The sequence below is a fragment of the Neorhizobium tomejilense genome (assembly GCF_964254135.1).
Lineage (GTDB): Bacteria > Pseudomonadota > Alphaproteobacteria > Rhizobiales > Rhizobiaceae > Neorhizobium > Neorhizobium tomejilense.
The window spans coordinates 3,191,405-3,214,109 of sequence record NZ_CAXUSO020000001.1; the positions used below are offsets into that span (position 1 = coordinate 3,191,405).

Below are 22,705 nucleotides of genomic sequence, written 5' to 3' on the forward strand. Positions count from 1 at the left end.
GCTTTCTGGAGCTTTGGGGGACGGATGGCGGATTGCCGCCATCCGTCTCGTATGATTTGAATGCGCGTCAGGCGGCTTTGACCCGCGTTTCGTGCGACATCATCAGTTCCTTGATGGAGGCGTAAATCTCGGCCCCCATATCCTGGCGAAGCATGGCGAAGGCGACATTCGCCTCGATAAAGCCGCGCTTGCTGCCGCAGTCGAATGTGCGTCCCTGATAGGGATGCGCATGGAACGGCTGGACCTGCGCAAGCTTGTGCATGCTGTCCGTCAGCTGAATTTCGTTGCCGGCGCCACGTTCCTGCCGGGCAAGCAATTCGAAGATTTCCGGCTGCAGGATATAACGCCCATTCAGGTAATAATTGGACGGTGCCTCGGCAGGCTTTGGTTTTTCGACCATCTCCGTCACCTCGAAACCATGCGATACGCTGTGGCCGACACCCACGATACCATAGCTCGACGTCTCTTCCGGTGCACATTCCTCGACCGCAAAGACATTGCCGCCGACTTCTTCATAGAGATCCATCAGCCCGGCCATGCAGCCCTGCGGACCGTAGGAAACCATGTCGGGCAGAAGCAGCGCGAAGGGTTCGTTGCCGACCAGTTCGCGGGCGCACCAGACCGCATGGCCGAGCCCGAGCGGCACCTGCTGGCGCGTATAGCTGACGGTGCCGGCGACCGGCAGCATCTTTTCGAGCTGGGTAACCTGGACCGTCTTGCCCGCGCGGGTCAGCGTCGCGACGAGCTCCGGCGCACTGTCGAAATAGTCTTCGATCGCGGTTTTGTTGCGGCTGGTCACGAAAATGATGTGCTCGATTCCCGCCTGCATGGCTTCGTCGACCGCATATTGCACGACGGGCCGATCGACGATCGTCAACATTTCCTTCGGCATGGCCTTGGTGGCCGGCAGGAACCGAGTGCCGTTGCCTGCGACGGGTATCACCGCCTTTCGAACTGGTCTTTTCATGTCCATTCCTTCGTCCTTTCTGAGGGCGCCCCCGCCCTATTGATCGGATTTTCAATTGACGTCGGCCGCTTCACCAGCCGACGCATGCGAACGGCAATCGGCATGCGCAGAAGTCGGAGCGCACGTGGGTTTTCGATTGCCGTTTTCAGGAAGCCGCCGACGGAACCCTTCTTGATTTCGTCGACGAGCGTGAGAAATGAGCCCGCTTCGAGGATGCTGCGGGTGCGCCTGCGCTGGGCAGCCGAGGCTTTCGCATCCAGCTTGTAGCGGGCGAGAAAAGCGCGATCGGAGGCCAACATCGCATCCAGGTGGCTCTGCTCCAGGACGCGCGAAATCGAGTCCTGGCGCAGGTGGTAGACATATCCGATCTCCGGCGCGATCGCGCATCGCGCACCGCTCGCCAGGGCAGAAGCAAGCAGCAGATAGTCCTCGCCGATCCGCAGCGCCTCGTCGAAGCGCAGCCCGTGCTCGACGAGAAATGCGCGTTCGAAGATCGGCTTCATGTAGCCGAAGTTGAAGGTCGACTGGAAAATCACGTTCGAGCCGATGAAATCGGCAAGTGTCAGCATCGACCGCTGCCTCAGCGCCTCCTTGGAGAACATCGCATGGGGCTCGCCATGGTCGAACGGGATGACGTCGAGATTGTCGACGACAATCTGCGCCTGCGCATCCTCTGCCCGCTCCAGCATGGTCAAAAGCCTGACGGGATAGACCGTGTCGTCGGAATCGAGAATGGCGACCCAACGGCCCCTGGCCGCCGCGAGTCCGGCGTTTCGAGCCGCAGCCGGCCCACCGTTCACCGCCTGGGCGATCAGCCTGACCCGCTGATCGGAATAACCTTCGGCGACTGCCCGCGTCCCGTCGGTCGAGCAATCGTCGACGACGATCACTTCGAGCGTCACGCCGATCTGGGCGAGCGCACTGTCGATCGCGCGTGCGAGCGTCTCCTCGGCATTGTAAGCCGCAATCACAAAGCTCACGTCGGGCTGGAAATCCGGGGCCTGCATATCATGCATCGTCATGTGGCTTCGGCGGCTCCGTATTGGCGGATCTCGCGGATGCCGAGCGTGCCCGTGACCGCGCCGGCATGGAGTGCCGCACGAAGAGCGTAGCGAGTACGAATGACCGGCGAGGCAATGGTTGCCGCCGTCACCGCCAGGCAATAACCGAGTTTCAGCGCAGCAAGTGCGGTCTGCTTGATCCGGCCGAAGCCGGAATTCTTTGTCGCAAGGATGCGCCCATGCGTCTGCCCGGAACGGAACCTGCGCTTGGCGAGCCAGGAGAAACTTGCCCGCTTTTCAGGCACCAGTTCCTCGACCACCGCATCCGGCGCAAACGCGATCCGGCCGCCAGCATCGGTCAGTGCGGTGAAGAAATGCGTATCCTCGCCGCCGCTCTGGCCGAGCGAGAGCGCAAACCTGCGGCCCGCGACGACCGGCGAGCGCATATGAAGCAGAACATTTGAAGTATAACCCGTCCTGATCTGTCCATCGACCCAGACCGGCATCGTCGAGTGGAAGTCGCCCTTGCGCATCCAGTCGGCGCTTTGCGCTCCGTAGACCGCCCGGACCGGCCCGAGAACGGCGTCCGCGCCCGTTTGCCTCGCCATCGCCATCAGACCGGCCAGCCATTCCGGCTCCGCCGTCTCGTCGTCGTCGATGAAGGCAAGGTAGTCCGCATCGCTTTCGGCGAGGCAGGCATTGCGGGCGATCGAGATATTCGACTTCGGGCAATGCACATAGCGGATCGGGAACGGCGAACGCTCCCGCAAACCATCCACCAGCCCGCTTGCGCTCGGGCCTGCATCGTTATCGGCAACGATCAGGCGCAGTTCCGCGCCCGCCGGGACGGCAATCTCGAAGAGCGAGATCAGCGTTTCGGCAAGTTCGGGACGTCGGTAGGTGCAGATACCGATATCGATACGGAACGGCCTTTCCTCTGCCGCCATCAAGCGATCCTCCGTGGGCGGATGCCGATCAGTTCCAGCCAGAAGCCGGCCGACCAGGCGAAATGCATGATCATCGCGGAGAGCGAGGCGAGCGGCCCGTAAGGGTTCTTCTGCCCGACGGCGAGCCAGAAGCCGTAGCCGATGCAGGCCGCGGCCCAGATGACCACCGGCACGGCCGCCCACCAATAGAGAAGCGCAAGCACCGCGCCGAGGACGACCGGCGCGACTGCCAGCGGGATGGCCTGACGGAGCTTTGGAATGGAACGATGCTTGACGAGGTTTTTCGCACGGCCCCGGCCGTAGGCCAGATATTGCCGGAACAGCGCCGAGGCGGTCGAGCGCGGATAATAGGTCATGTAGGTCTTGCCGGTCATCCAGATTCGGAAAGCGTCCGCGCGCAGCCGGAAATCCAGTTCGGCATCCTCATTGTGGCTGAAACTCTCGTCATAGCCGCCGACGGCCCGGAAGGCCGAAATCCGCATCAACGCGTGATGGCCATGATCGACCCACTCGCCGCCGCCGCCGGCGCGATGTTTCGAACCGCCGTTTCCGAGCTTGGAATTCTGCGCCACCGCGGTCGCCTTCTGGAAAGTCCCGAAACCGATCGTCTCCATGCCGACCACGACAGAATCGGCATCCATCTCGACTGCCTCCTGCAGCAGGGTCCGGCAATAATCCTCCGGATAATCCCCATGCGCATCGATGCGGATGAGAAAGTCACGATCTTCGCCGAAACGGTCGACCGCGAGATTGATGGCCGCGCTCTGGATGCGCTTGCGGTTGCCGATCAGCACGAGGTCCCGGATTTCCGGGATAAGTCCCTGGACGATGTCCGTCGTGCCGTCCTGGCTGCCGCCGTCCGCGACGACGATCAGCATGTCCATGTCGCCGCGCTGGCCATTCAGCTTGTGCAACAGCGGCGCGATTGTTGCCGCTTCGTTGAGGCACGGGATCACCAGAAGCGTCCGGATCTCGGACATCTGGGCATTGGAGTGAGAACGCAAAACCATACTCCACCTCACGATTGCAGGGTTGAAACAGCCGGCATTTCGGCCGGCGACGGGACGTTGGGATGTAGGGCAGCGAGCCGAGAGACAAGGGCGCGACATTCCGCCGGACCGGTCACCCACTGGCTGCGCTCGACGGCGGCAAGCCGGGAAAAGAGGTCGATGTAGCGGGCTTCCGTCATCTCGTTGAACAGCGCCTCGAGGGTCTCGGCCGTCACCTGATTGCGCACCAGGCCGATGCCTCGCTTGCCGATGAAGCGGCCGGTCTCGGTGCCTGCAAGCGCGATCGGAACCGCGCCGTATAGCCCGCCTTCATAGAGCCGGTTCGGCAGCAGCCAGCTGGAATTCAGCCCTTCCTCGAAGAAATCGATCGCCCAGGTGAACTGCACGTCGCCGTAAATCGCAGAGAGATCCTCGGGATTGCGGTAGGCGCCGTGGAACTCGACATGCGGGGCGGCGGCGACCTTGGCATCGAAATCGTCGAACTCGCTGTAAGCCGGGCGGCCGCGCAACACGATCTCGACCTTCCCGTCCATGCGGGCCGCGAAGTCGATCAGCATATCGAGCGACTTGCGGCAGCGGATTGCTCCGAACCAGCCGATCCGCCAAGGCTTGCCCGGCTCCGGTGGGCGGGGCTGGAGCTGCCCGGAAACTGGTTCCGGCTCAAGGGCGAGCACCTTGTTTTCCAGAAGCAGAACCGGCAGGTCGAGGCCGGAACGCGGCCTGAAGAAATTTTCCACGAAAGCCGGGGAGCTCGTGATCAGCAGGCTGGCGCGGCTGCCGAAAAACAGCTGCGCCTGGCGCATCAGGCGGCCCTTCATTCCCTCGTCGAGAAGCAGGCGGTGAATATCGAGGCATTCGTAGACGACAGGAACCCGGCGGCTGAACATGGACGCGGCACGTCCGGCAAGCGCAAGCGTCTCCAGATTGCGGGCGATGATGACGTCGGGCACGGCGATATCGGCCAGCGTCCGCTTCAGCCTCATGCGGGCGGCAAGAACCGCTCCGATGCGCTGTGCGAAACGCCCGTCCGCCGTCTGCCCGAGTGAAACGGTCGTCACATCCCGCTCGTCGGCAAGCACGTTCGAGCCGCGCTCGAAGCCCGCGACGGTGACAGTCGCACCGCCGGCCTTCAAGGTCAGCACGCGCCGCCGGATGGCCGCGTCGGCCATGTCATGCGCGAGATAGAGAACGCTCAAAGTCAAATCGTCCAACTCCATTGTCGAGCCGCCAAGGCGGCTCAGCCGAGTGTGCAGAGCACGGATTCAGGAAAGCGGCATTTCTCGCCGATCGCGGTAAAGGAGATCCGGTCGACGGTCATCGAGGTCGGCTGGGTGTAGGAGAATGCGCCCATCCACTGTTTGAGCGTGTCGGTTCCCCAGAGGCTGACAAAGATCTTCTGGGGGTTTTGCGGGATCTTCGTCTTGTCCGTTACTTCGTGGACGAGCTTGCCGTTCACGAAGTAACGGAGGCGGTTCTCCTCCCAGATAAAGGCATAGTCGTTGAAACCCTTGTCCGCACCGCCGGCGACCGGCACGAGCTTTTCGTTGTTGCCCTTGGCGGAAACATACTGGTTGAGCTGGACCTGGCCGGTATTCTTGCCGAGCACTTCGAAATCGATCTCGTCATGCGGTTTCTTGTCGGTCGGGCCGATATAGGTGAAGAACGCCGAATTGAGTCCCGAGCCCGTCGCGGATTTCATGCGCACCTCGTAGGTGCCGTAGCCGAAGCGCGCCTTGGTCTGGATCTCGCCGCAGGCGAAGCCGCGGTCGCCGGTCTTGTCTCCGGTGAAGCCGAGCTGCAGGGCGCCGCCTTCGACCTTCACCTGCTTCTTCGACCAGGTGCAGTTCTGGTGCTTGCCGTTGTTCCAGCCGTCCGAGACGTACCAGACGGAACGATCGAGGCTGTCGAAGTTCTCCACGAAGGACTGACCCGCAGCACCCTGTTGGGCGTGTGCTGCGGGGGAGAGAAGTCCAGATACCGCGGCAGCGATGATAACCTGGCAGGTTAGTTGAATCTGTCTGGCCTTGGCCGTCATGTTTCACCTATGCTGTTGCGTCATTACGGGTTCGCCGGGATGGTTGGCCCCGGCGGGTGAGTGGGAGCTGGCGGCGGCCGAAAGCTTGGCCTTGCGGCCGCGGCTGCCCGTCAACACCTCATACAGGCCGCGCATTCTGCGCGAGAAAAGACGGTTGCTGACAAAAAGAATGAGGAAGCTTCCGACGGCGGCGGCCGTGTAGAAGACGGGATAAAGGGCGTCACCTGCCACCCGGTTCCACACCATCCACATCAGGACGAGCAGCGGGTAATGGGCGCAGAACATCCAGAAGCTCAGGCTTCCGGTGGCGGCAAGCCGTTGGCCGGCCCAGGAACGGATGACGATCGCCGACATCAGCCAGAATCCGCCGGCGCCGACAATCGAAAGCGCGCTGCGCGCCATGTCGAGAGGCCAGGGGAAATCCGGGCCGGTCCAGTAGAGGCCGATGGACAGCAGCACTGCGGCGGCGAGCATCGCTGCCGTACCCAACCCCGCATACCGGTCCGCAACCTTGAGATCCACCCGGTGGAGCGCCAGGAAGATGCCGAGGGTGAAGCTGAACAGGATCGATTTCTTCAGGACAATGCCGAGCATCAATGCGGGAGTGATCGCCAGCAGGAACAGCACGCCAAGCGTCACTGCCGGAAAGCGCCGCACCGACATGGCAAGGATCGGCGACAGGATGATGCAGACGATCAGGTCGCGCAGAAAGTAGAGAGGAACATTGATCGGCAGCCCTTCCGTGGCCAATGCGTTGCTCAGGAATTCCCGCGTGGAAAGGTTCCAGAGATCAGGGAAATACCCAACACCGATGTCCATTGGCTGGACGACGAGAACGGCCCCAAGCAGACCGAGGTTCCACAACAGGAAAGGCACCAGGACCGTCCTCGCCTTGGAGCGAAGCGTCTTGGCATAGTCGAACGTCTCCCAGCCACGCTGGAACAGCAGGTAACCGGAAATTGCGCTGAGGCACGGCACGCCGATACGGAACAGGCTATCCCCGAGGAAAACCCTGAGCCAATCGAACAAACCATTCAGCCCCAGGAAGGGGCTGGTCCCGGGATCGTGCGGCACATGGACGAAGAGTATGCCGGAGATCAGCAGGATACGCATCAGATTGATACGGGAGGATATGTTTGGATCGACAGTCAAACGAGTCACCCCTTTTTGGGCAGTGCCTCCCGTCACCACCGTTTCAATCAGAGCAGACTTGAGCCCGCAGTCACGCAAAAAGGATCGGGCCGAGTTTGGCGCAAAATGTGGCGGCGCAGCAAAAAAGCAACCCACGCGGAAATACTGAGGCTCGAAGAGGCTCCTGTCCCGGCGTCCGATACGGCTTCGGGGACTTATGATTTTCAAGGGTTCAGGGCCCACTTCGGGGCTCGGAATGCTGCACCGCAACAGCACAAAAAAATCTTTTTGCAATAGGCCGAAACGGCTAGCACTTTCGTATCCATGTACCTCCTCGCCCTCAAACGGGCGCGGAATGTGGCGTAATCTGGGCAAATCTGGGACACAATCGGGCAAAGCCGACCCCGCTGCACCGCCGGGATCCGCGGCGGCGGACGACGTCCTGAATTTTCAGCAAAACCAGGCCGCAGCCACCAAAAGGGTGCCAATTGATGGGGTCTCCCCCGGCTGCACCGCCGCTTGCCGCCTCCAGATAAGACTTCGTTAACTGCGCTGCGAGGATGCGCAGGACGACCGGCAGATCATCGCCGAAAACAGCACCGGGTGGTGCCCCGGGGGACCGATCCGAGATCTTCCAAGGCCCGCGGTCTTGCCAGATTGGAGCCCGTGACAAATTTCAGCCCGAATGTAACGGTCTTAGATAACGCGCTCGGCCGAGGCCGGTGTGATCGTCTTGGCGGGAGCCATAGGGTCAAATCCTGTTACGGGAGGTCATTCGATACGGCAGCGCACTGCCGTCAACCCGGAGCCCGACAAACGTCAGAGGCTTGTAATTCTTTGAAAAGGCAGGGGCAAAAACATGGCGACGTTCACGGTTGTTATCCCATTTTTCCAGAAGGAAGCCGGCATTCTTCGCCGCGCGCTGAAATCGATTTTCGATCAGAGCTATCAGGACTTCGATATCGTCATTGTCGACGACGAGTCGCCCCTCTCCGCAGATATGGAGCTTCAAGGCATTGAAGACGCTTGGAGATCCCGCATCCGCGTAATCCGCCAGCAGAACGGCGGGCCGGGTGCGGCACGCAATACCGGCCTCGACAACATACCCGCTGCCACCCGTTACGCGGCACTTCTCGATTCGGACGACGTCTGGCTGCCGGATCATCTGAAGAATGCGTTTGAGAGCATGACCCGCTTCGATGCCGAGTGCTACTGGGCCTCGATGCAGGCAAGCGACGAGTTCTACTACCACTTCGGCATGGCCGAACTCGAACAGACGGAAGGCGGTACGCGGCTTTCTGAAAGCCCGCTCCTGATCGAAATGCCGGATCTCGCGAGCGTCATGCTGAAGAACTGGAGCTTCCTGCATCTCTCCTGCATGGTCATCGCCCGGCCGGTCTTCGAGACGGTCCGTTTCGAACCCTCGCTGCGGCTGGCGGCCGAAGACGTGCTGTTCTTCGTCGACTGCATCCTGAAATCGAAGCGAACCCTGCTCTGCGACGAAGAGGGTGCGGTCCGCGGCATGGGTCTCAACATCTTCCACAGCATCGACAATCGCTCGCCGCAGTTCCTGCGACAGCAGTTCAACACCTGGGTGGCGCTCGATACGCTGGAGGAGCGTTTCCGTTCGCGCCCCAGCGACGTCGCCTCGATCGCATCCTACAAGAACACGGCCCGGCGGCAGGCCCTCTGGAGCCAGGCCGGACGGGTGAAACGCCGCCAGGCGCCGGACCTCGGCCTGCTCGCCCGCTGGGTGATGCGCGATCCCGCGCTAATCCGGGCGGCCTTCGAACTCGGGGCCGGGAAACTCGGCCGCAACGCGCGCTAAATGCCTGTGTTTCCTTTTAATTTTATCATCCCACGGAGGCCCGCATGAAAGCGTACTACTGGGAATCGCATCACGGCAATTTCGGCGACGACCTCAATCTCTGGCTCTGGGATGCGCTGCTTCCCGGTTTTCGGGACGTTCACCCCGAGGTCCTGCTGGTCGGCGTCGGCACTGTCCTCAATCCGGTCCTGCTGCCTGCAGGCCAGAAGAAGCTGGTCATCGGCAGCGGCTACGGTTATGGCACGCCGCCTGATGTCGCCGACGCGGCGGAATGGGACGTGCGGGCGGTCCGCGGCCCGATGACGGCCGCCAAGCTCGGCATTTCGCCCGACAAGGCGATCACCGACCCGGCGGCGATGATCGCCGATATGCCGGAATTCCAGAATCTGCCGAAAATCCACAAGAAGACCTTCATTCCCCATTGGGAATCGGCGGAATTCGGCATGTGGAACGCCGTCTGCGAGCCTGTCGGCCTCACCTATCTCGATCCGCGCGGCGAGGCCAAATCGGTCATCCGCCATATCGCCCAGTCGGAGCTGATCATCGCCGAATCCATGCACGGCGCGATCCTGGCGGATGCCTTCCGGGTGCCGTGGGTGGCCGTCAGCAGCTCCCGTTCCATCAACAATTTCAAGTGGAACGACTGGGCCGCATCGGTGGGGACGGTTTACGAACCTCGCTACGTGCCAGTCTCCACCCGCGCAGAAGCGGTGGCCAAGCGCTCGCGCTTCTGGGGCTTCAGCTTCGAAGGTCAGCAACCCGCGCATGAGGAGGCGGCGCCGGAGCCGCACAGCGGCGAGGTCATCACCCGGACGCCCTCGCGGGCCGGCCTTCGCGGCATGGCGAAGCAATTGCTTGCCGCTCCGTCGGTGCTGGCGCTCTGGCAGGCAAGCCGCGCGGAACCGCGGCTCAGCCCCGTCGAGGTTCTGGACGAGCGCAAAGAGAGGTTCCGGACGATGCTGGAAGGGATACGCCGCGACTATTTCTGAACAGCGGGTATGCCGGGCAGAAGATAGCGCATGCCGGCCGGTTGCGCCTGCGGCTTGGACGACCGGGCGCGCAGGAGATCGAGCTTGTCGAGGAAGATGCCTGTCGCGACCGCCGGCAGGACCTGCGGGCGGGAGAGCAGGTGCCGGATGGCCGCGCCGTTCCCCGCCTGCGACTTGATGTCGAGGAAGGCACGCAGCTCGTAGCGGTCGCGCGTATGGTCGCGATGCCGGACGATCACTGCCCTCTCCTCTTCGCCAAGCGCCGGATCTGCAAGGAGCGCGTCGTCCGCCTCGTAGAATTTGCGCAGGTCGTCGGTGTGATGCCGGCTGCTCAGCGAATCCTGGCGCACGATGGCGCCGTAGCCGCAATGCTCTATCACCTTGTAGCGCGCGCCCTTGGCGAGCGCCCGGGCGTAGAAGTCGTAATCCTCGCCGAAACGCATGTTCTCGTCGTAGCGGAGGCCGTGGGCGTCAAGGAACGCCCGGCTCATCACCGGCTTCAGAAAACCGGTCTCGCCGCGTTTGACACCGCGCTTGGAGATGTTGCCTTCCACGAATTCGACGAGCGACATGGTCCGCGCCCGGGTCTCGAACCGTTCCGGACGGACGGGGCCGCTCGGTTCGTAGATGAAGGCGATATTGTCGGCGATGAGGTCCCAGCCCTCCTCCTCCAGCATCGGCGCGAACCGGCCGGGGAAGAAGAAGTCGTCGGCATCGAGGATGCCGATCAGTGGCGCGCTCGATATAGCAATCGCATGATTGCGGGCGGCTGAGGGGCCGCGATTCTTTTCGAACGAAACAACGGTCAGCCGTCCGGACTTGTCGTCGGCTTTGCGCGCGACATCGGCAGTGCCATCGGTCGAGCCGTCATCGACCACCACGACCTCGCTGACACGAGCCTCGTTCAAGGCGGATTGGATTGCTACTCCAATCGTTTCCGCGGCATTCTTGACCGCGATGATGACGCAGATCGTCTGAGAAGCGTTTTCCGCCATAGCCCACTCCATGTTGCATCGCAACGCAACTATGGGCCCAGGAAAATGGCCCTCGTGTGAAACTGGCGGAAAAAAGAGCGATTTCGTTCAGGTATCGCCGGCCGGAAGGTGCGGAGCGGGATCGGCACGCAGCCCGTCACGCCGGCTGCCGTCCTTTGAACTCTTGGCCGCCGCAGCGGCGTCCGAAGTTACGCCTGCATCCCGCAACTGCTTTTCACGACGGACCAGATAGAGGATGGCGACGAAATATCCTGCCTGGATCAGGACTGCACAGATCAGGGTCTGTATAAATGCCGTATAGACTGACCCGGTGATAAGGTACGCAGCCACCGCGAACACGATCAGAGTCCCTGTCATGCTGATAAAGACGCGCGGCGCGTACATGGTCCTTCCTCCCGAACATAAATGTTCCGCTCTAGGCTTTTCAGGCTCCTCTCCCGATAAAACAACCATATGAGTCTGGCGGAGAGGATTCAAGTTTTCCGATCCCGATAGTGCCAGCTATTGGTGAAACTTTCGTAAGGTCCTCGAGGTTCCCGATAAATACTGCAGGCAATGCATCGATCTTTATCTCAGTACCACAAGTGCTCAGGCCTCGGTTTTGCCACATTTTCGCCCGGATTCGACCCGGTTGGAACGAAATCTGCGGCCAGTTCTCTCAACTCCCGTCAAACCCAATCAACTTTTGTTACAAAGCTCACGCGAACTCGCCAACCATTGTTGCGTTGCAGCATTGTATTGCGACGCAACAGGGATGGGCCTTTGGTCCCAGACGAAAGCTACTTTGGTCCCCATCGCCAAGAAGCTGCGCGTTTTATGACTAGACGACCCACAGGAGAGAACGAAGGGATAAGTTTGGCCCAAGCTGCTAATATTGGCTACATGGCCAATTTTACACGCCTTCTACAGTATTGACTGTACTTTTGGCGTATATCTCCCAAGTTGTTCCCGCCCAATCGCGGGTTGGGGATCACCCCCCACCCCCTGCCCGAGGCGGTTGACGGAAAAGTTTGATCTTCATCAAATTGCGAACACAGACTTATTATCACATTAACGCTCAATGACGCGCCGTAATGGCACCGACTATCGCAAAACCTAAGTGGAGTTCACTCTATGAAGTCAGCGACACGTTCGGCAGGTTCGCCGTTCTCAACGTCAGACCAAGCCCGCATGACTCTCCCAACCGGGGGCTTGGCAAAACGAAGTTTCGATATCACTGCCGCCGCCCTAGCCCTCATCCTGTTCAGTCCCATCTTCCTGATGATCGCGGCGTTGGTGAAGTTTACCGACCATGGCCCTATTCTTTATGGCCATCCTCGGATCGGCCATAACGGCCGCATCTTCAAATGCCTCAAGTTCCGCACGATGGCCGTAAATGGCGACGAAGTCCTGCGAAACCACCTGAAAGCCAACCCGCAAGCCGCGGAGGAGTGGCGAGCGACGCGCAAACTCAAGGTCGATCCCCGCGTGACGGTTGTCGGCACCGTGCTGCGCAAGCTCAGCCTCGACGAGCTTCCGCAGCTTCTCAACATTCTGCGGGGTGAAATGAGCGTTGTCGGCCCTCGCCCCGTGGTCGACGAGGAACTGAACCTCTACGACAGCTTTGCAGCCTACTACCTGAGCACGCGCCCGGGCCTCACCGGGCTTTGGCAAATCAGCGGCCGCAATGACGTTTCCTATGACACCCGTATCGCGTTCGACACCCAATACGTCCAGAACTGGTCGCTCATCGGTGATGTCGCCATCATCGTGAAAACGATCCCCGCCGTCTGCATGGCGCGCGGCAGTTACTGATCATCCATCCCCTCTGCTGAGGCGTCGGCCCGTTGACGGGATCGGCGATTTTGGCGGGCTTCGAGCGCGGACCTAGTTCCGCGCCTTTTGAAGGAAAAATCCATGCAGACACAAACCGCCTCCGCGAGGGGCCTGCGTGCTTTATGTTTTCTGGCCGGTGCGATCACAGTCGCTCTGGCCGGTAGCGCGACTGCGGACGAGGCCGGCTATCGCCTCGGCGTGATGGATAAGCTTCGCGTCCGCGTCGCCGAGTGGCAGCCGGCCGACGGCACGATCCGCAACTGGGATGCGGTGAGCGGCGACTATACCATCGGGCCGACCGGGTCGCTCTCGCTTCCCTTCATCGGCGACCTCCCGGCGGCCGGCAAGACGGCGGGCGAGGTGGCGAAAACCATCGGCGAGGAGTTGCGCGGCAAATTCGCGTTGCGCAACCTGCCGTCGGCTTCCGTGGAAATCGCCCAGTTCCGGCCGGTTTTCCTGGCCGGCGACGTGCATACGCCGGGCGAATATCCCTTTACACCCAACCTCACCGTGCTGAAGGCCATCAGCCTCGCCGGCGGCCTTCTCCGGTCCGATTCGGGCCAACGTTTCGCCCGGGATTTCATCAATGCCCGCGGCGACGCCTCCGTCTACGATTCCGAGCGCGCCCGGCTTCTTGCTCGCCGTGCACGGCTGCTGGCGGAAGTCGCCGGCGCTACCGACCTGAAAGTCCCCCCGGAACTCAAAGACATCGGCAACGCCGAAAAACTGATCGCCAGCGAAGCGTCGCTGATGAAATCGCGTCGCGACCGTTACGAACTTCAGCTGAAGGCGCTCGGCGACCTGCGCACGCTGCTCGAAAACGAGGTCCAGTCGCTCAGCCAGAAGACCGAGACCCAGAAGCGGCAGCTGCAGCTCGTCAGCGAGGATCGCGAAAAGATGGCGAAGCTGACCGAACAGGGGCTGGCGACATCCAGCCGCCGCATCACCGCCGAGGAAAGAGCCGCGACCATCGAGGGCAACCTCCTCGATATCGACACCTCCACCCTTCGCGCCAAGCAGGATATCAACAAGGCGAACCAGGACGAGATCAACCTGCGCAACGACTGGGAGGCCCAGCGCGCCCAGGAGCTGCAGAACACCGATGCAGAACTCGAAAAACTCGGTCTGCAGCTCGGCACCAGCCGCGAACTGATGTCGGAAGCCGTGGCTCAGTCGGCCGAGGCGCTGAAATTCGACCCTTCGGGCAAGTCTGCCACCATCAAATACACCGTGGTGCGGGACGAAGGTCAGGGGCCGAAAGAGGTTGTCGTCGGCGAAAACGACAAGCTTATGCCCGGCGACGTCGTCAAGGTCACCGCCGAGCTCCTGATGCAATGAGGATCGCATGAGGATTGCCAAATCTGCGCTGATCGATCCGGCTCGCAATGAAGTCTACGGCGTGGCTGCGGTCGCGCTGTCCTTCTTCGTGTTCGCCTATTCGAGCCGGTTCGGGCAGATTTCGATCCTCGCTTATTACGGCGTCTGGTTCCTGCTGCTGCTCGCCGATTATCGGCGGGCGCTCGGCAACTACCTCAAATATCTCTGGATATTCGGGTTTGCGCTGTTCTGCTTCATTTCAGCCTTCTGGTCGCCGGCCTTCGGCATCTCGCTGCGCACCGCGATACAATACCTGACCCATGTGGTCTGCGCGCTGATCGCCATGCGCACGATCAGCGTGCTGACATTGACCCGCGGCGCGATCGTCGGCACGGCGATTGTACTCCTGTTTTCCATGCTGTTCGGAACCTACCTCTACGACGCGATCGACGGCAGCTACAGTTTCGTCGGCGCCTTCTCCTCGAAGAACCAGCTCGGTTTCTACGCCTCGCTCGGCCTTTTCTTCGCGGCATCCTATCTGCTCATCTGGCGGCAGAAGGGTCTCTGGTTGATCGCCTCGGGCGGCGTCGGCCTTCTGAGCGCCTATTGCCTTCTCGCCTCTCAATCGGCGACCTCTGCCATCACCACCGCCGGCGTTCTGGCGCTTTGCGTCGGTTACATGCCGGTCGCGCATCTTTCTCCCAATTACCGCAAGCTGCTGGTCGCCGCACTGGTGGTGATTGGAGTGGTCGCGATTGTCGGGGCGCTCCAGATCGGTGCCATCGACGCGGTCCTCGGCATATTCGGGAAGGATTCGACGCTGACAGGACGGACCTATCTCTGGCAGCAGGGAATCGAGGCTATACGCGAAAACCCGATTCTGGGCACCGGTTATCAGGGTTACTGGGTTCCTGGCTTCGCCGATGCCGAGAGACTGTGGGACGACTTCTTCATCACCGCCCGCAGCGGGTTCCATTTCCACAACACGTTCATCGAGGTCGCCGTCGAGACCGGCCTCGTTGGGCTCGCCCTGCTCTGCATGATCATGCTGACAAACGTCTTCGGCCATCTGAGCGCGATGCTGAGCCGCAACCGCGACCCCGGCTCGACGCTGTTATGCGCGCTGAGCGTCCTGCTGCTGATACGGGCCTTCGTGGAGGTCGACGTGCTTTTCCCCTACCAGATCGGCTCGTTCCTGATGTTCTACGCCGCCGGCAGGCTTACCCTTCGCCAGAAGTCCACCGCATTGACCTACCCCGCCAGACCCCGGCGGACCATCATCGCCTGAGCTTTTCGGAAAGGTGTTTGGCGAGCCGGAGCGCCAGCGCCACGGCCGGCAAAGTCGGGTTGGCATGGCCTCCCGTCGGGAACAGGCCGCTGCCTGCAAGATACAGATTGCCGATGCCATGGACGCGGCAATCGGCATCCGTCACGCCATCGTCAGGGTTGCCGGACATGCGGCTGAGGCCGATCTGGTGATAGCCATCGAATGCCTGGCTCAGCACGGCCTGCCGCCGCTGGTGAGTGTCATGCAGATATTCCAGTCTCCCGAGACCGGTTCGGCGTAGCCACGTATCGAGGATTTCGTGCGATTTAAGAACCGAACTCAAGTCCTGTTCGGTCACTTGATAGTCGACGACGAGACCAGCCTGGGTGCCCGCTCCGCCCTGAGGCTGCAGGTAGACCCGGCTTTCCGGATTGGGCACCTGTTCGGCATGGTAGCGAAGCAGATAGCGGCCTTTCGGATTGATGAGCGTGCGCCACGGTTCGATGCGTCGCTCCAGCATGTTGAGAACCGATCCGAACAGATCGAATACCGTCCGGCGATCGGTGCGGATATTCCGCCAATGCTGCCGGCGGTCGATATTCTCAGGCCCCCTGGCCGTCGGCGCCAGGCCGTTCGAGAGGCGGCGATAGAGACCGAACATCTTCAGGAACAGATAGATGAGTGATAGCGCACCCGAGCCATGCGCGGGATCGGCAACCGAAATAGCGTCGATCCAGAAGACGCAGTTGAGCAGCTTTTCCTCCGCCTGGATCGCCGGCGTGATCTGCAGCCTGCGACGGAAGATATAGTTTTCGTCGTCGATATTGAAGGCGAAGTGGTTCGCGAGCCTGGGCTTGTCGAATTGCAGCACGGCAATGTAGCCGGTGAGATGCCCCTGGTAGAAGCGGCCAAGCGGACTGTCGGGACCGCCCAGTGCTTCCGGCCGCCTCTGCCGCAGGGCGAGCAGCAGGCGGGCATTTTCCAGCCCCCCTCCGGCGAGGACGAAAGTTCTTGCCGTGATCTGGCTTTCCTGCCCGGCGCTATAGGCCGTGAGACTTTCGACGCGCGCACCGGACGCATCGAGCGTGATGCCGGCGACGGTTGCGTTCACGAGACGAATACGCCTGGAAGCCCTGAGCCTCTCCCCGTAAATCGGCCCGAGATCCGGCGACCGGCTCCAGCGCTCCAGCGCGTTCGTATCGATCCTATTGTCCGAGACGCCGACCGCCTCTAAGGGAGGCTCGTCGGCATTGCAGTTGAGGAATGTCAGCGCCTCCGCATAGTGGCGGCGAAGCTCCTCGTGGGAAATCGGCCAACCGGAAAACCGCACATGATCCCGCACCTCGAAATCCAGGTCGTCGAAAGCGACGCACCGGCCGCCCCAGAGCGCCGACGCACCACCTATGCCCGGACGGGACATCGCCATCGAAGGGGCATGATGGCCGTTGGTGAATTCGATCTCGCCGGCACCGGCGTCTTCCGCCGCTCCGCCCGCGCCCATTTCGAGCAGGGTTACGGTGAGCCCGAGTTTCTCCAGCTTCAGAGCGAGCGCCAACCCGACGGGGCCTGCGCCGACGATGCAGACATCCGTCGTTTCCGTCTCGGAATCTGCTGAAGTCATGTATGCCTTTGAGAGAGAACCCCGGATCACCAGCAGATAGAGCAGGCCTGCAGAAATGGAACTGCCCATTCGGATGAGGCTCGGGGAATTCTCGGCTTCCGATATCGAGCGCTGATGCTTGAGTTAGGGAGCGCCAAACTCAGGTTCCTGATCGCCCGTATCCGCTAGGCGACGCTTTGCGAGCGCGTGAGCGGAGCGACCGGCGCCGATCGACCTGCCGAACGGGCAACGCGGCCCTCGACCGGGTGAGCCGGATCGGTGAAGCCCGGTGTCGACGGATGGCCGGTTGCGACCAGACGATCGACCAGCGCCTCGTCCTCTGCGTCCAGCCTGACCTCGAGCGCGCGGACATAACCGTCCCAATGCTCCTCGGTGCGCGGACCGGCAATCGCCGATGTGACGAGCTGGTTGTTGAGCACCCAGGCGAGCGCAAAATCCGCAGCCGCAATCCCCTTCGCTTGTGCATGCTCCGCGATCTGCCTGGCGATCGCGATCGATTCCTCGCGGAACTCCACGTCGTGCATGCGCTTGTCGCCGCGCCCGGCACGCGTATCGGCCGCCGGCGCCTCCCCGACATTGTACTTGCCGGTAAGGATGCCGCGCGCGAGCGGACTGTAGGAAACCACGCCGAGACCATAAGCGGCAGCGGCCGGCAACTGCTCGGCTTCCGCGGTGCGGTTGACGATGTTGTAGAGCGGCTGGCTGGCGATCGGCCTGTCGATTCCCAGCTGGTCGGCGAGGTGGGATACCTCAGCAATGCGCCAGCCGCGGAAATTCGAAACGCCGAAGTAACGCAGTTTGCCGGCCTTGATCAGATCGGCGATGGCCCGCATCGGCTCATCCAGAGGCGCATCGAAAACGGAACGGTGGAAATAGAGGATGTCGATATAATCGGTGCCCAGGTTGCGCAACGAGTTCTCGACCGTCTGGAAGACCCATTTGCGCGAATGGCCGCCCTGGTTGGGTTTGTTATTGTGGAAATTGACGAACTTCGTCGCAACAACCCAGTCGTCGCGATGAGCCTTGATGCCGCGCCCGACGACCTCCTCCGACTTGCCGTCGTGGTAGACGTCGGCGGTATCGATAAAATTGATCCCCTGGTCGCGCGCCTTGTCGATGATGCGCAACGCCACGTCGTCCGGCGTCTGGTTGCCGAACATCATGGCCCCCAGTGTCAGCGGCGAAACCTTGAGGGCGCTGCGGCCCAGATAGCGATAATCAACCATGTAAAATCTCCCGGTCTTTCCGTTGGATAATATTCGGCTCGCAGTGTCCGGGAAATAGCCCACACCCGAAAGGTTGCCACGCACCAAAAGACAGGAGAAGCCGAACTCCTTTTTCGTCTCGACCGGCAGATTGAGGATTTGCTCCCGGATGGGCGATATCTGCGCCGGTACCAGGTGCGTCAAATCCGGTCAGAAGCTGACCGCCTTCGGCTCGATGGCCACCAGCCGGCCGCCGTCGATCTTGTAAAGCCCGATCTTGCGCTCCGCCATTCCGCTCGGCGTGAAACGGAACAGGCCCGTAACGCCTCGAAACCCCGTCTTCGTCGTCAGCGCTTCCGGCGTCAGCGCCGTTGCACCCTTGCCTCGGACGAGGCCGGCAGCGACCGCGATACTGTCGTAACCCTCCGCGGCATAGACCGAGAGCGAACGCTTGTTGAAGCGGCGATATCGCTCGCCGATCAACAGCGAGGCGTCCGGATCGGCCGCTGCGATGATGACATTGGAGGCAGCCGGATCGGCATAAAGCTCTATTGGCCAGTGGCTGGTTCCGACCACGGCCAGTTTGCCGAAAGACGTCCTGACACCCTTGAGGATGGTTCCGACCGCTGGCGAGTCCCCCATCAGCACCACGGCACCCGCATCATCGAGCAGGGCCTTGTTGCGGGTAAGCAGGTCGCCAAGCGGCGCGGCTGGATCATAACGGACCACGCCGATCAGCGCGCCGCCGGCCTGGCCGACCGCGGATCTCAGGCGCTCCTCGTCGACACCGGCTATGCTGCTGGGCGCCAGGACGACAATTCTCTTATGGCCGGCGGTGATGACCGGGCGCACGCCCCGTGCAACACTCGCCACCTCGTCGAACCCGAAATTGAAGACGTTCGCGCCGGCCACAGGGCTTGAGAGATTGATCAGCGGCGGACGCTGATCGGCCGGAATGGCGGCAATCGCCGCTGTCGTCGCCTGCGGCGCGTAGCTGATCAGCAGACCGGAATTGCGCGCCCTGGCAGCGGCGAGCGCCGGAGCCACGGCAGCCGGCCCCTCCGCCACGTCGATCACCTTGATCTTCATGACGCTGGCATCGTCAAGTTCGCCGATGGCAAGTGCCGCACCGTCACGTATGTCGCGCGCAGCACCCTCATAGGTGCCGTTCGACGCCTTGGTGAGAAGCACGGTGACTTCCGTCGAGCCGCGCCCGAATGTTTCCTCGACCACGGATGGCGGCGGCTTCAGTGCCTTGTCGTCGAGAACCTTGTCGGCAACCGAAGAGGACTCGCATCCCGATAGGATGGCGACGGCCAACAGACCCAGCAGCGACATGCGTATCGGACGCAGGCGCGTCGTCATTCGGAAGGCCTTATGAGTAACGTCGGCGAGATCTGAAGGGTTAAAAAACGAACGTCCTTGGGGCATTTCCTGGACCACTCTGCGGCCTTCTTGGTTGTGGCAACGCCATGCTATCCCAGACAAAAATCATTAACAAGCACCCTCGTGTAAATATAAAATTTTATACGTTTTATCTCAAATAACTTATTTATAGATTATCTATCTTCAAAAACCAGAAATTCAGCAGCGCTTGCTAGCATCTCTCTATCAAGGGAGATAAAAAAATGGCGAATAAGAAGAATACCCTGAAAGTCGCAATCGCTACAGCTCTAGCATTACCATTCATTGCTTCCGCCGCCATCTCCGCTCCAATCGCAAACCAACAGTTTCCGACCAATACTGGAGCCGGCGTGGCGGTTATCGGAACTCATATCCTGGAATATCTTCCGACGCCGCTCTCCATCATGGCTTCGCTTGCGTTCCGGAACGTACAGGTTGCCGCAGCATTTCAGACATTCAGCCAGCTCGGCTCGACGATCGCTCTGCCCGCGGCAAGACCTGCGAATGTAATCGAGGTCGCAATCAAGCCGGCCGACCTGTCTCCATCCAAGCGCGTAGAGCCGACAGCGCCCAACGGCGCGGTGTTCGATACCGTCGCCATCCCCTTCAAGCGCCTTGCCGCCTTGAAGAAGCTCGCGCCCGCCCTCGAAGAAATGGACAGCGGCACCGCGGTGAAATGCAACGGCAAGGGCTGCAGCCCGGCCTTCGCCGCCATCCAGCTCGTCGGCCTGAACACGTCGCAATCGTCGATCCGCGACAAGCTCAACGCCGTCAATGCCGCGGTGAACCAGTCCATTCGCTACCGCACCGACCAGGACGCCTACAAGGTTACCGACCGTTGGAGCACGCCCCGGGAAACGTTGAGCCAGCAGCAGGGCGACTGCGAAGATTTCGCGATCCTCAAGATGGCGGCACTTCGCGCGGAAGGCATCGACCCCGACCAGATGTCGATCGTCGTCCTGTTCGACCAGAAGCGGCACTTCTACCACGCCGTTCTTTCGGTCGAAGCCGGCGGCAAGTTCTTCATCCTCGACAACATGCGCAACCAGGTTCTCCTGGATACGCAGCTTCCCGACTACATGCCGCTCTATTCGATCAAGGGCGGCAAGGGTTTCCTGCACGGCTCCCGCCGCAAGGACCAGAACGTCGCGATGGCAACGCCGCTGGAAAAGATTGCGCCAGGCGAAGGTGTAAACTTCTAAGCTTTCTGGGCCGGGATGCGATGCGCTCCGGCCCTGGATGTCAATAACGGGAAATATAGCCGATCAGCATCGGCTTTTCGTGTGCCGGGGCAAGGGCGAGATTGATCTGCCCCTTGACGACCTGTCTGGCGCAGGAAATCGTGAAGCCGGTATTCAAGGTCTTGCCGCGATTCATCTGCAGCGTATCCATTGCGTCTTCGATCTGCGTGTCGATCGAGAACTTCAGGGTCTTCATCAGCTGCGACGTATCCTCCCCCACCAACCGCTGCCGAAGCATGACAAGAAACGGTTCGTTGAAGAACTGCAGCCGCTTTTCTCGCGTCAGCACGACCGTCGGGGACGGCGATGCCTGGACCAGCGCACCGAGATTTTCGAGCGACGAAACTTCCTCGACCGTAGCCAGCCGTCCAAGCGCCCATTTGAGGCTGAGGACACGCAGCAGCGAGGTAAGATTGCCTCCCTCCGGCATCTGGGCCGCGGTGTACTGGACCAGATCGCCGGTGGTTATCTTGCCCGCCGCCGACATGCGGCTGAGGCCTTCCCAATAGATTTTCTCGAGCCTGATACCGCGGCGCTCGCCATTGCGCGCCACGACCGCGCGAAAACGCGGCTCGACTTCTTCCTTGTCGATGATCGGCAGCGGATCGCCCGCAGGTTCGATGCCGGACATTGAAAGCGCACCTGATTTCATTGGAGGGCTCTACCGTTCGGTAAGCGCATCGGAACGCGCCCGATTGATAGGCTTCATGAGATAGCTGAGGACTGTCTTGCGACCCGTCATGATTTCGGCGGACGCAATCATGCCAGGAATGATCGGATAGAGCTTGCCGTTGCGTTCCAGCTCGGACTTGTTGGTCTTGACCTGGACGAGGTAGTAGGTCTCGCCCTTTTCCTTCTCAACGATACTGTCGGCTGAAACGTTGGTCACTTCGCCGTCGAGCCCGCCGAAGATCGCGAAATCATAGGCCGTGATCTTGACGATGGCCGGCTGCCCGCGGCGGACGAACGCAACATCGCGCGGTGATATGCGGGCTTCGATCAGCAGCGTGTCGGCCGTCGGAACGATGCCGGCAACCACACGGCCCGGATCCACATAGGCGCCGATCGTATTGACTTCCAGGGTATTGACGATGCCATCGACCGGCGAGCGAATATCAGTGCGCTTGACGCGGTCCGAAGCGCCGCGGATCGTTTCATCGATGACGGAGAGCTCCGCGAGGGCCTGCGCCTTGTCGGTCAGGGCCTGCTGACGGATAACCAGCGAAATTTCCCCCACCTGGAGCTTTGCTTCTTCGACTGCACCACGAAGGCGTATCAGGCTTTCCTGATAGACCTTGAGCTGGCCTTGCTGGTCCGTAAGCTGGCTTTCGATCGTCAGAAGCTGTGTCTGCGAGACCAGTCCTTTTTTGGCCAGAGGGCCGTAAAGATCGCGCTGCCGCGTCGAGGCGGCGATATTCTGTTCAAGCCGATCGATGTTGGCATTGGCTTCGCTGAGTTCGTTCTGCCGCTGCTTCATGCGCTCCTGAAGCACATCGAACTTGTTCTTGTAACTGGCCTTGTTGGCCTGGAACAGCCGGTCTTCGTTGTCGCAGACGTTCTTGGCGACCGCCAGGACATCGGCCGGACATACGAATTGCTGGTCGTATTCGCCTTTTTCTTCCATCTGCAGGCGCGCGATCTTGGCGCCGAGCGCCCTCGCCTTGGCAACGGATTCGCCGAGCGTGGATTCGGTTGTCGTATTGTTCAGCTGGACGATCAAATCCCCCTTGCGGACGACCTGGCCGACCTGAACAGCTATGTCCTGGACGACGCCGGCTTCGGAAGACTGGATGATCTGCGTCTTGGAAACGGGAATGACCTTGCCTTCGCCGCGGGCGATCTCGTCGATCTCGGCAAGCGCTGCCCAGGCGAGGAACGTCGCCATGCAGGCCGCCACCAGGCCGACCAGCATGCGAGCGAAGAACGGGGGGT

General features: G+C 61.2%; 20 protein-coding genes. 6 read left to right on the forward strand and 14 right to left on the reverse strand.

Annotation, left to right across the window (positions count from 1 at the left end):
- Positions 1–67: 67 nt before the first annotated feature.
- The 7 genes from ACSQ3G_RS16135 to ACSQ3G_RS16165 all read right to left on the reverse strand — a co-directional run bounded on the left by ACSQ3G_RS16135 (position 68) and on the right by ACSQ3G_RS16165 (position 7,112).
- Positions 68–973 carry a UTP--glucose-1-phosphate uridylyltransferase gene (locus ACSQ3G_RS16135; protein WP_105403095.1) on the reverse strand — a complete coding sequence of 302 codons (906 nt, stop codon included), beginning with the start codon at positions 971–973 and terminating at the stop codon, positions 68–70.
- On the reverse strand, positions 964–1,989 hold the full coding sequence (locus ACSQ3G_RS16140; protein ID WP_436110743.1) for a glycosyltransferase family 2 protein: 1,026 nt from the start codon (positions 1,987–1,989) through the stop codon (positions 964–966). Before ACSQ3G_RS16140 ends, ACSQ3G_RS16135 begins: the two co-directional genes overlap by 10 nt.
- Entirely contained in the window at positions 1,986–2,915 is a 930-nt protein-coding gene (locus tag ACSQ3G_RS16145; protein ID WP_436110744.1) for a glycosyltransferase family 2 protein, read from the reverse strand. Before ACSQ3G_RS16145 ends, ACSQ3G_RS16140 begins: the two co-directional genes overlap by 4 nt.
- On the reverse strand, positions 2,915–3,925 hold the full coding sequence (locus tag ACSQ3G_RS16150) for a glycosyltransferase family 2 protein (RefSeq protein ID WP_436110745.1): 1,011 nt from the start codon (positions 3,923–3,925) through the stop codon (positions 2,915–2,917). Before ACSQ3G_RS16150 ends, ACSQ3G_RS16145 begins: the two co-directional genes overlap by 1 nt.
- Positions 3,926–3,933: 8 nt before the next feature.
- The gene (locus ACSQ3G_RS16155; protein WP_436111726.1) at positions 3,934–5,094 is read right to left on the reverse strand and encodes a glycosyltransferase; all 1,161 of its coding nucleotides are present in this window, start codon (positions 5,092–5,094) and stop codon (positions 3,934–3,936) included.
- 68 nt (positions 5,095–5,162) lie between these two features.
- Complete coding sequence (gene exoK / locus ACSQ3G_RS16160; protein WP_436110746.1) at positions 5,163–5,960, reverse strand: endo-1,3-1,4-beta-glycanase ExoK; 798 nt, start codon at positions 5,958–5,960, stop codon at positions 5,163–5,165.
- Between the two features lie 3 nt (positions 5,961–5,963).
- Entirely contained in the window at positions 5,964–7,112 is a 1,149-nt protein-coding gene (locus ACSQ3G_RS16165) for an acyltransferase family protein (RefSeq protein WP_436110747.1), read from the reverse strand.
- Positions 7,113–7,950: 838 nt separating this feature from the next.
- Between ACSQ3G_RS16165 and ACSQ3G_RS16170 the strand changes: the two genes are divergently transcribed.
- Positions 7,951–8,919 (forward strand): glycosyltransferase family 2 protein, encoded by a 969-nt coding sequence (locus tag ACSQ3G_RS16170; RefSeq protein WP_105403099.1) that lies wholly within the window; start codon positions 7,951–7,953, stop codon positions 8,917–8,919.
- Between the two features lie 44 nt (positions 8,920–8,963).
- Positions 8,964–9,908, forward strand: a complete 945-nt coding sequence (locus tag ACSQ3G_RS16175; protein ID WP_436110748.1) for a polysaccharide pyruvyl transferase family protein — start codon at positions 8,964–8,966, stop codon at positions 9,906–9,908.
- Here ACSQ3G_RS16175 and ACSQ3G_RS16180 read toward each other — a convergent pair.
- Together ACSQ3G_RS16180 and ACSQ3G_RS16185 are read right to left on the reverse strand one after the other, a co-directional pair.
- Positions 9,899–10,903, reverse strand: a complete 1,005-nt coding sequence (locus ACSQ3G_RS16180; protein WP_436110749.1) for a glycosyltransferase family 2 protein — start codon at positions 10,901–10,903, stop codon at positions 9,899–9,901. The genes ACSQ3G_RS16175 and ACSQ3G_RS16180 overlap by 10 nt on opposite strands.
- A gap of 87 nt (positions 10,904–10,990) precedes the next feature.
- Positions 10,991–11,287: an exopolysaccharide production repressor protein gene (locus tag ACSQ3G_RS16185; RefSeq protein WP_105439695.1), complete on the reverse strand. Its 297-nt coding sequence runs from the start codon at positions 11,285–11,287 to the stop codon at positions 10,991–10,993.
- 729 nt (positions 11,288–12,016) lie between these two features.
- On the opposite strand from ACSQ3G_RS16185, the gene ACSQ3G_RS16190 reads away from it, so the two are divergent.
- The 3 genes from ACSQ3G_RS16190 (at position 12,017) to ACSQ3G_RS16200 (ending at position 15,323) form a co-directional block, all read left to right on the forward strand.
- Entirely contained in the window at positions 12,017–12,697 is a 681-nt protein-coding gene (locus ACSQ3G_RS16190; protein ID WP_046634162.1) for a sugar transferase, read from the forward strand.
- Positions 12,698–12,799: 102 nt separating this feature from the next.
- A complete protein-coding gene (locus ACSQ3G_RS16195) occupies positions 12,800–14,056 on the forward strand; it encodes a polysaccharide biosynthesis/export family protein (protein ID WP_436110750.1) in 1,257 nt (418 codons plus the stop codon).
- A 7-nt stretch (positions 14,057–14,063) separates the two neighbouring features.
- On the forward strand, positions 14,064–15,323 hold the full coding sequence (locus ACSQ3G_RS16200; protein ID WP_436110751.1) for an O-antigen ligase family protein: 1,260 nt from the start codon (positions 14,064–14,066) through the stop codon (positions 15,321–15,323).
- Here the strand turns inward: ACSQ3G_RS16200 and ACSQ3G_RS16205 are convergent.
- The 3 genes from ACSQ3G_RS16205 to ACSQ3G_RS16215 all read right to left on the reverse strand — a co-directional run bounded on the left by ACSQ3G_RS16205 (position 15,313) and on the right by ACSQ3G_RS16215 (position 19,493).
- Positions 15,313–16,923, reverse strand: a complete 1,611-nt coding sequence (locus ACSQ3G_RS16205) for a GMC family oxidoreductase (RefSeq protein WP_436110752.1) — start codon at positions 16,921–16,923, stop codon at positions 15,313–15,315. The genes ACSQ3G_RS16200 and ACSQ3G_RS16205 overlap by 11 nt on opposite strands.
- Before the next feature lie 164 nt (positions 16,924–17,087).
- Entirely contained in the window at positions 17,088–18,149 is a 1,062-nt protein-coding gene (locus ACSQ3G_RS16210; RefSeq protein WP_436110753.1) for an aldo/keto reductase, read from the reverse strand.
- 189 nt (positions 18,150–18,338) lie between these two features.
- On the reverse strand, positions 18,339–19,493 hold the full coding sequence (locus ACSQ3G_RS16215; RefSeq protein WP_436110754.1) for a type 1 periplasmic-binding domain-containing protein: 1,155 nt from the start codon (positions 19,491–19,493) through the stop codon (positions 18,339–18,341).
- Between the two features lie 263 nt (positions 19,494–19,756).
- Here ACSQ3G_RS16215 and ACSQ3G_RS16220 point away from each other — a divergent pair, with 263 nt between their 5' ends.
- On the forward strand, positions 19,757–20,734 hold the full coding sequence (locus ACSQ3G_RS16220) for a transglutaminase-like cysteine peptidase (protein ID WP_436110755.1): 978 nt from the start codon (positions 19,757–19,759) through the stop codon (positions 20,732–20,734).
- Between the two features lie 40 nt (positions 20,735–20,774).
- Here ACSQ3G_RS16220 and ACSQ3G_RS16225 read toward each other — a convergent pair whose 3' ends face one another.
- Together ACSQ3G_RS16225 and ACSQ3G_RS16230 are read right to left on the reverse strand one after the other, a co-directional pair.
- Complete coding sequence (locus tag ACSQ3G_RS16225) at positions 20,775–21,404, reverse strand: ribbon-helix-helix domain-containing protein (protein WP_436110756.1); 630 nt, start codon at positions 21,402–21,404, stop codon at positions 20,775–20,777.
- Between the two features lie 30 nt (positions 21,405–21,434).
- The gene (locus ACSQ3G_RS16230; RefSeq protein WP_436111727.1) at positions 21,435–22,685 is read right to left on the reverse strand and encodes an HlyD family type I secretion periplasmic adaptor subunit; all 1,251 of its coding nucleotides are present in this window, start codon (positions 22,683–22,685) and stop codon (positions 21,435–21,437) included.
- Positions 22,686–22,705: the final 20 nt, after the last annotated feature.

Coding starts and splice junctions, on each gene's coding strand:
- ACSQ3G_RS16210 (WP_436110753.1), bottom strand. CDS start 18,149: ATGGTTGATTATCGCTATCTGGGCCGCAGCGCCCTCAAGGTTTCGCCG.
- ACSQ3G_RS16150 (WP_436110745.1), bottom strand. CDS start 3,925: ATGGTTTTGCGTTCTCACTCCAATGCCCAGATGTCCGAGATCCGGACG.
- ACSQ3G_RS16230 (WP_436111727.1), bottom strand. CDS start 22,685: ATGCTGGTCGGCCTGGTGGCGGCCTGCATGGCGACGTTCCTCGCCTGG.
- ACSQ3G_RS16145 (WP_436110744.1), bottom strand. CDS start 2,915: ATGGCGGCAGAGGAAAGGCCGTTCCGTATCGATATCGGTATCTGCACC.
- ACSQ3G_RS16225 (WP_436110756.1), bottom strand. CDS start 21,404: ATGTCCGGCATCGAACCTGCGGGCGATCCGCTGCCGATCATCGACAAG.
- ACSQ3G_RS16195 (WP_436110750.1), top strand. CDS start 12,800: ATGCAGACACAAACCGCCTCCGCGAGGGGCCTGCGTGCTTTATGTTTT.
- ACSQ3G_RS16215 (WP_436110754.1), bottom strand. CDS start 19,493: ATGACGACGCGCCTGCGTCCGATACGCATGTCGCTGCTGGGTCTGTTG.
- ACSQ3G_RS16140 (WP_436110743.1), bottom strand. CDS start 1,989: ATGACGATGCATGATATGCAGGCCCCGGATTTCCAGCCCGACGTGAGC.
- ACSQ3G_RS16170 (WP_105403099.1), top strand. CDS start 7,951: ATGGCGACGTTCACGGTTGTTATCCCATTTTTCCAGAAGGAAGCCGGC.
- exoK (WP_436110746.1), bottom strand. CDS start 5,960: ATGACGGCCAAGGCCAGACAGATTCAACTAACCTGCCAGGTTATCATC.
- ACSQ3G_RS16220 (WP_436110755.1), top strand. CDS start 19,757: ATGGCGAATAAGAAGAATACCCTGAAAGTCGCAATCGCTACAGCTCTA.
- ACSQ3G_RS16155 (WP_436111726.1), bottom strand. CDS start 5,094: ATGGCCGACGCGGCCATCCGGCGGCGCGTGCTGACCTTGAAGGCCGGC.
- ACSQ3G_RS16175 (WP_436110748.1), top strand. CDS start 8,964: ATGAAAGCGTACTACTGGGAATCGCATCACGGCAATTTCGGCGACGAC.
- ACSQ3G_RS16200 (WP_436110751.1), top strand. CDS start 14,064: ATGAGGATTGCCAAATCTGCGCTGATCGATCCGGCTCGCAATGAAGTC.
- ACSQ3G_RS16205 (WP_436110752.1), bottom strand. CDS start 16,923: ATGACTTCAGCAGATTCCGAGACGGAAACGACGGATGTCTGCATCGTC.
- ACSQ3G_RS16185 (WP_105439695.1), bottom strand. CDS start 11,287: ATGTACGCGCCGCGCGTCTTTATCAGCATGACAGGGACTCTGATCGTG.
- ACSQ3G_RS16135 (WP_105403095.1), bottom strand. CDS start 973: ATGGACATGAAAAGACCAGTTCGAAAGGCGGTGATACCCGTCGCAGGC.
- ACSQ3G_RS16190 (WP_046634162.1), top strand. CDS start 12,017: ATGAAGTCAGCGACACGTTCGGCAGGTTCGCCGTTCTCAACGTCAGAC.
- ACSQ3G_RS16180 (WP_436110749.1), bottom strand. CDS start 10,903: ATGGCGGAAAACGCTTCTCAGACGATCTGCGTCATCATCGCGGTCAAG.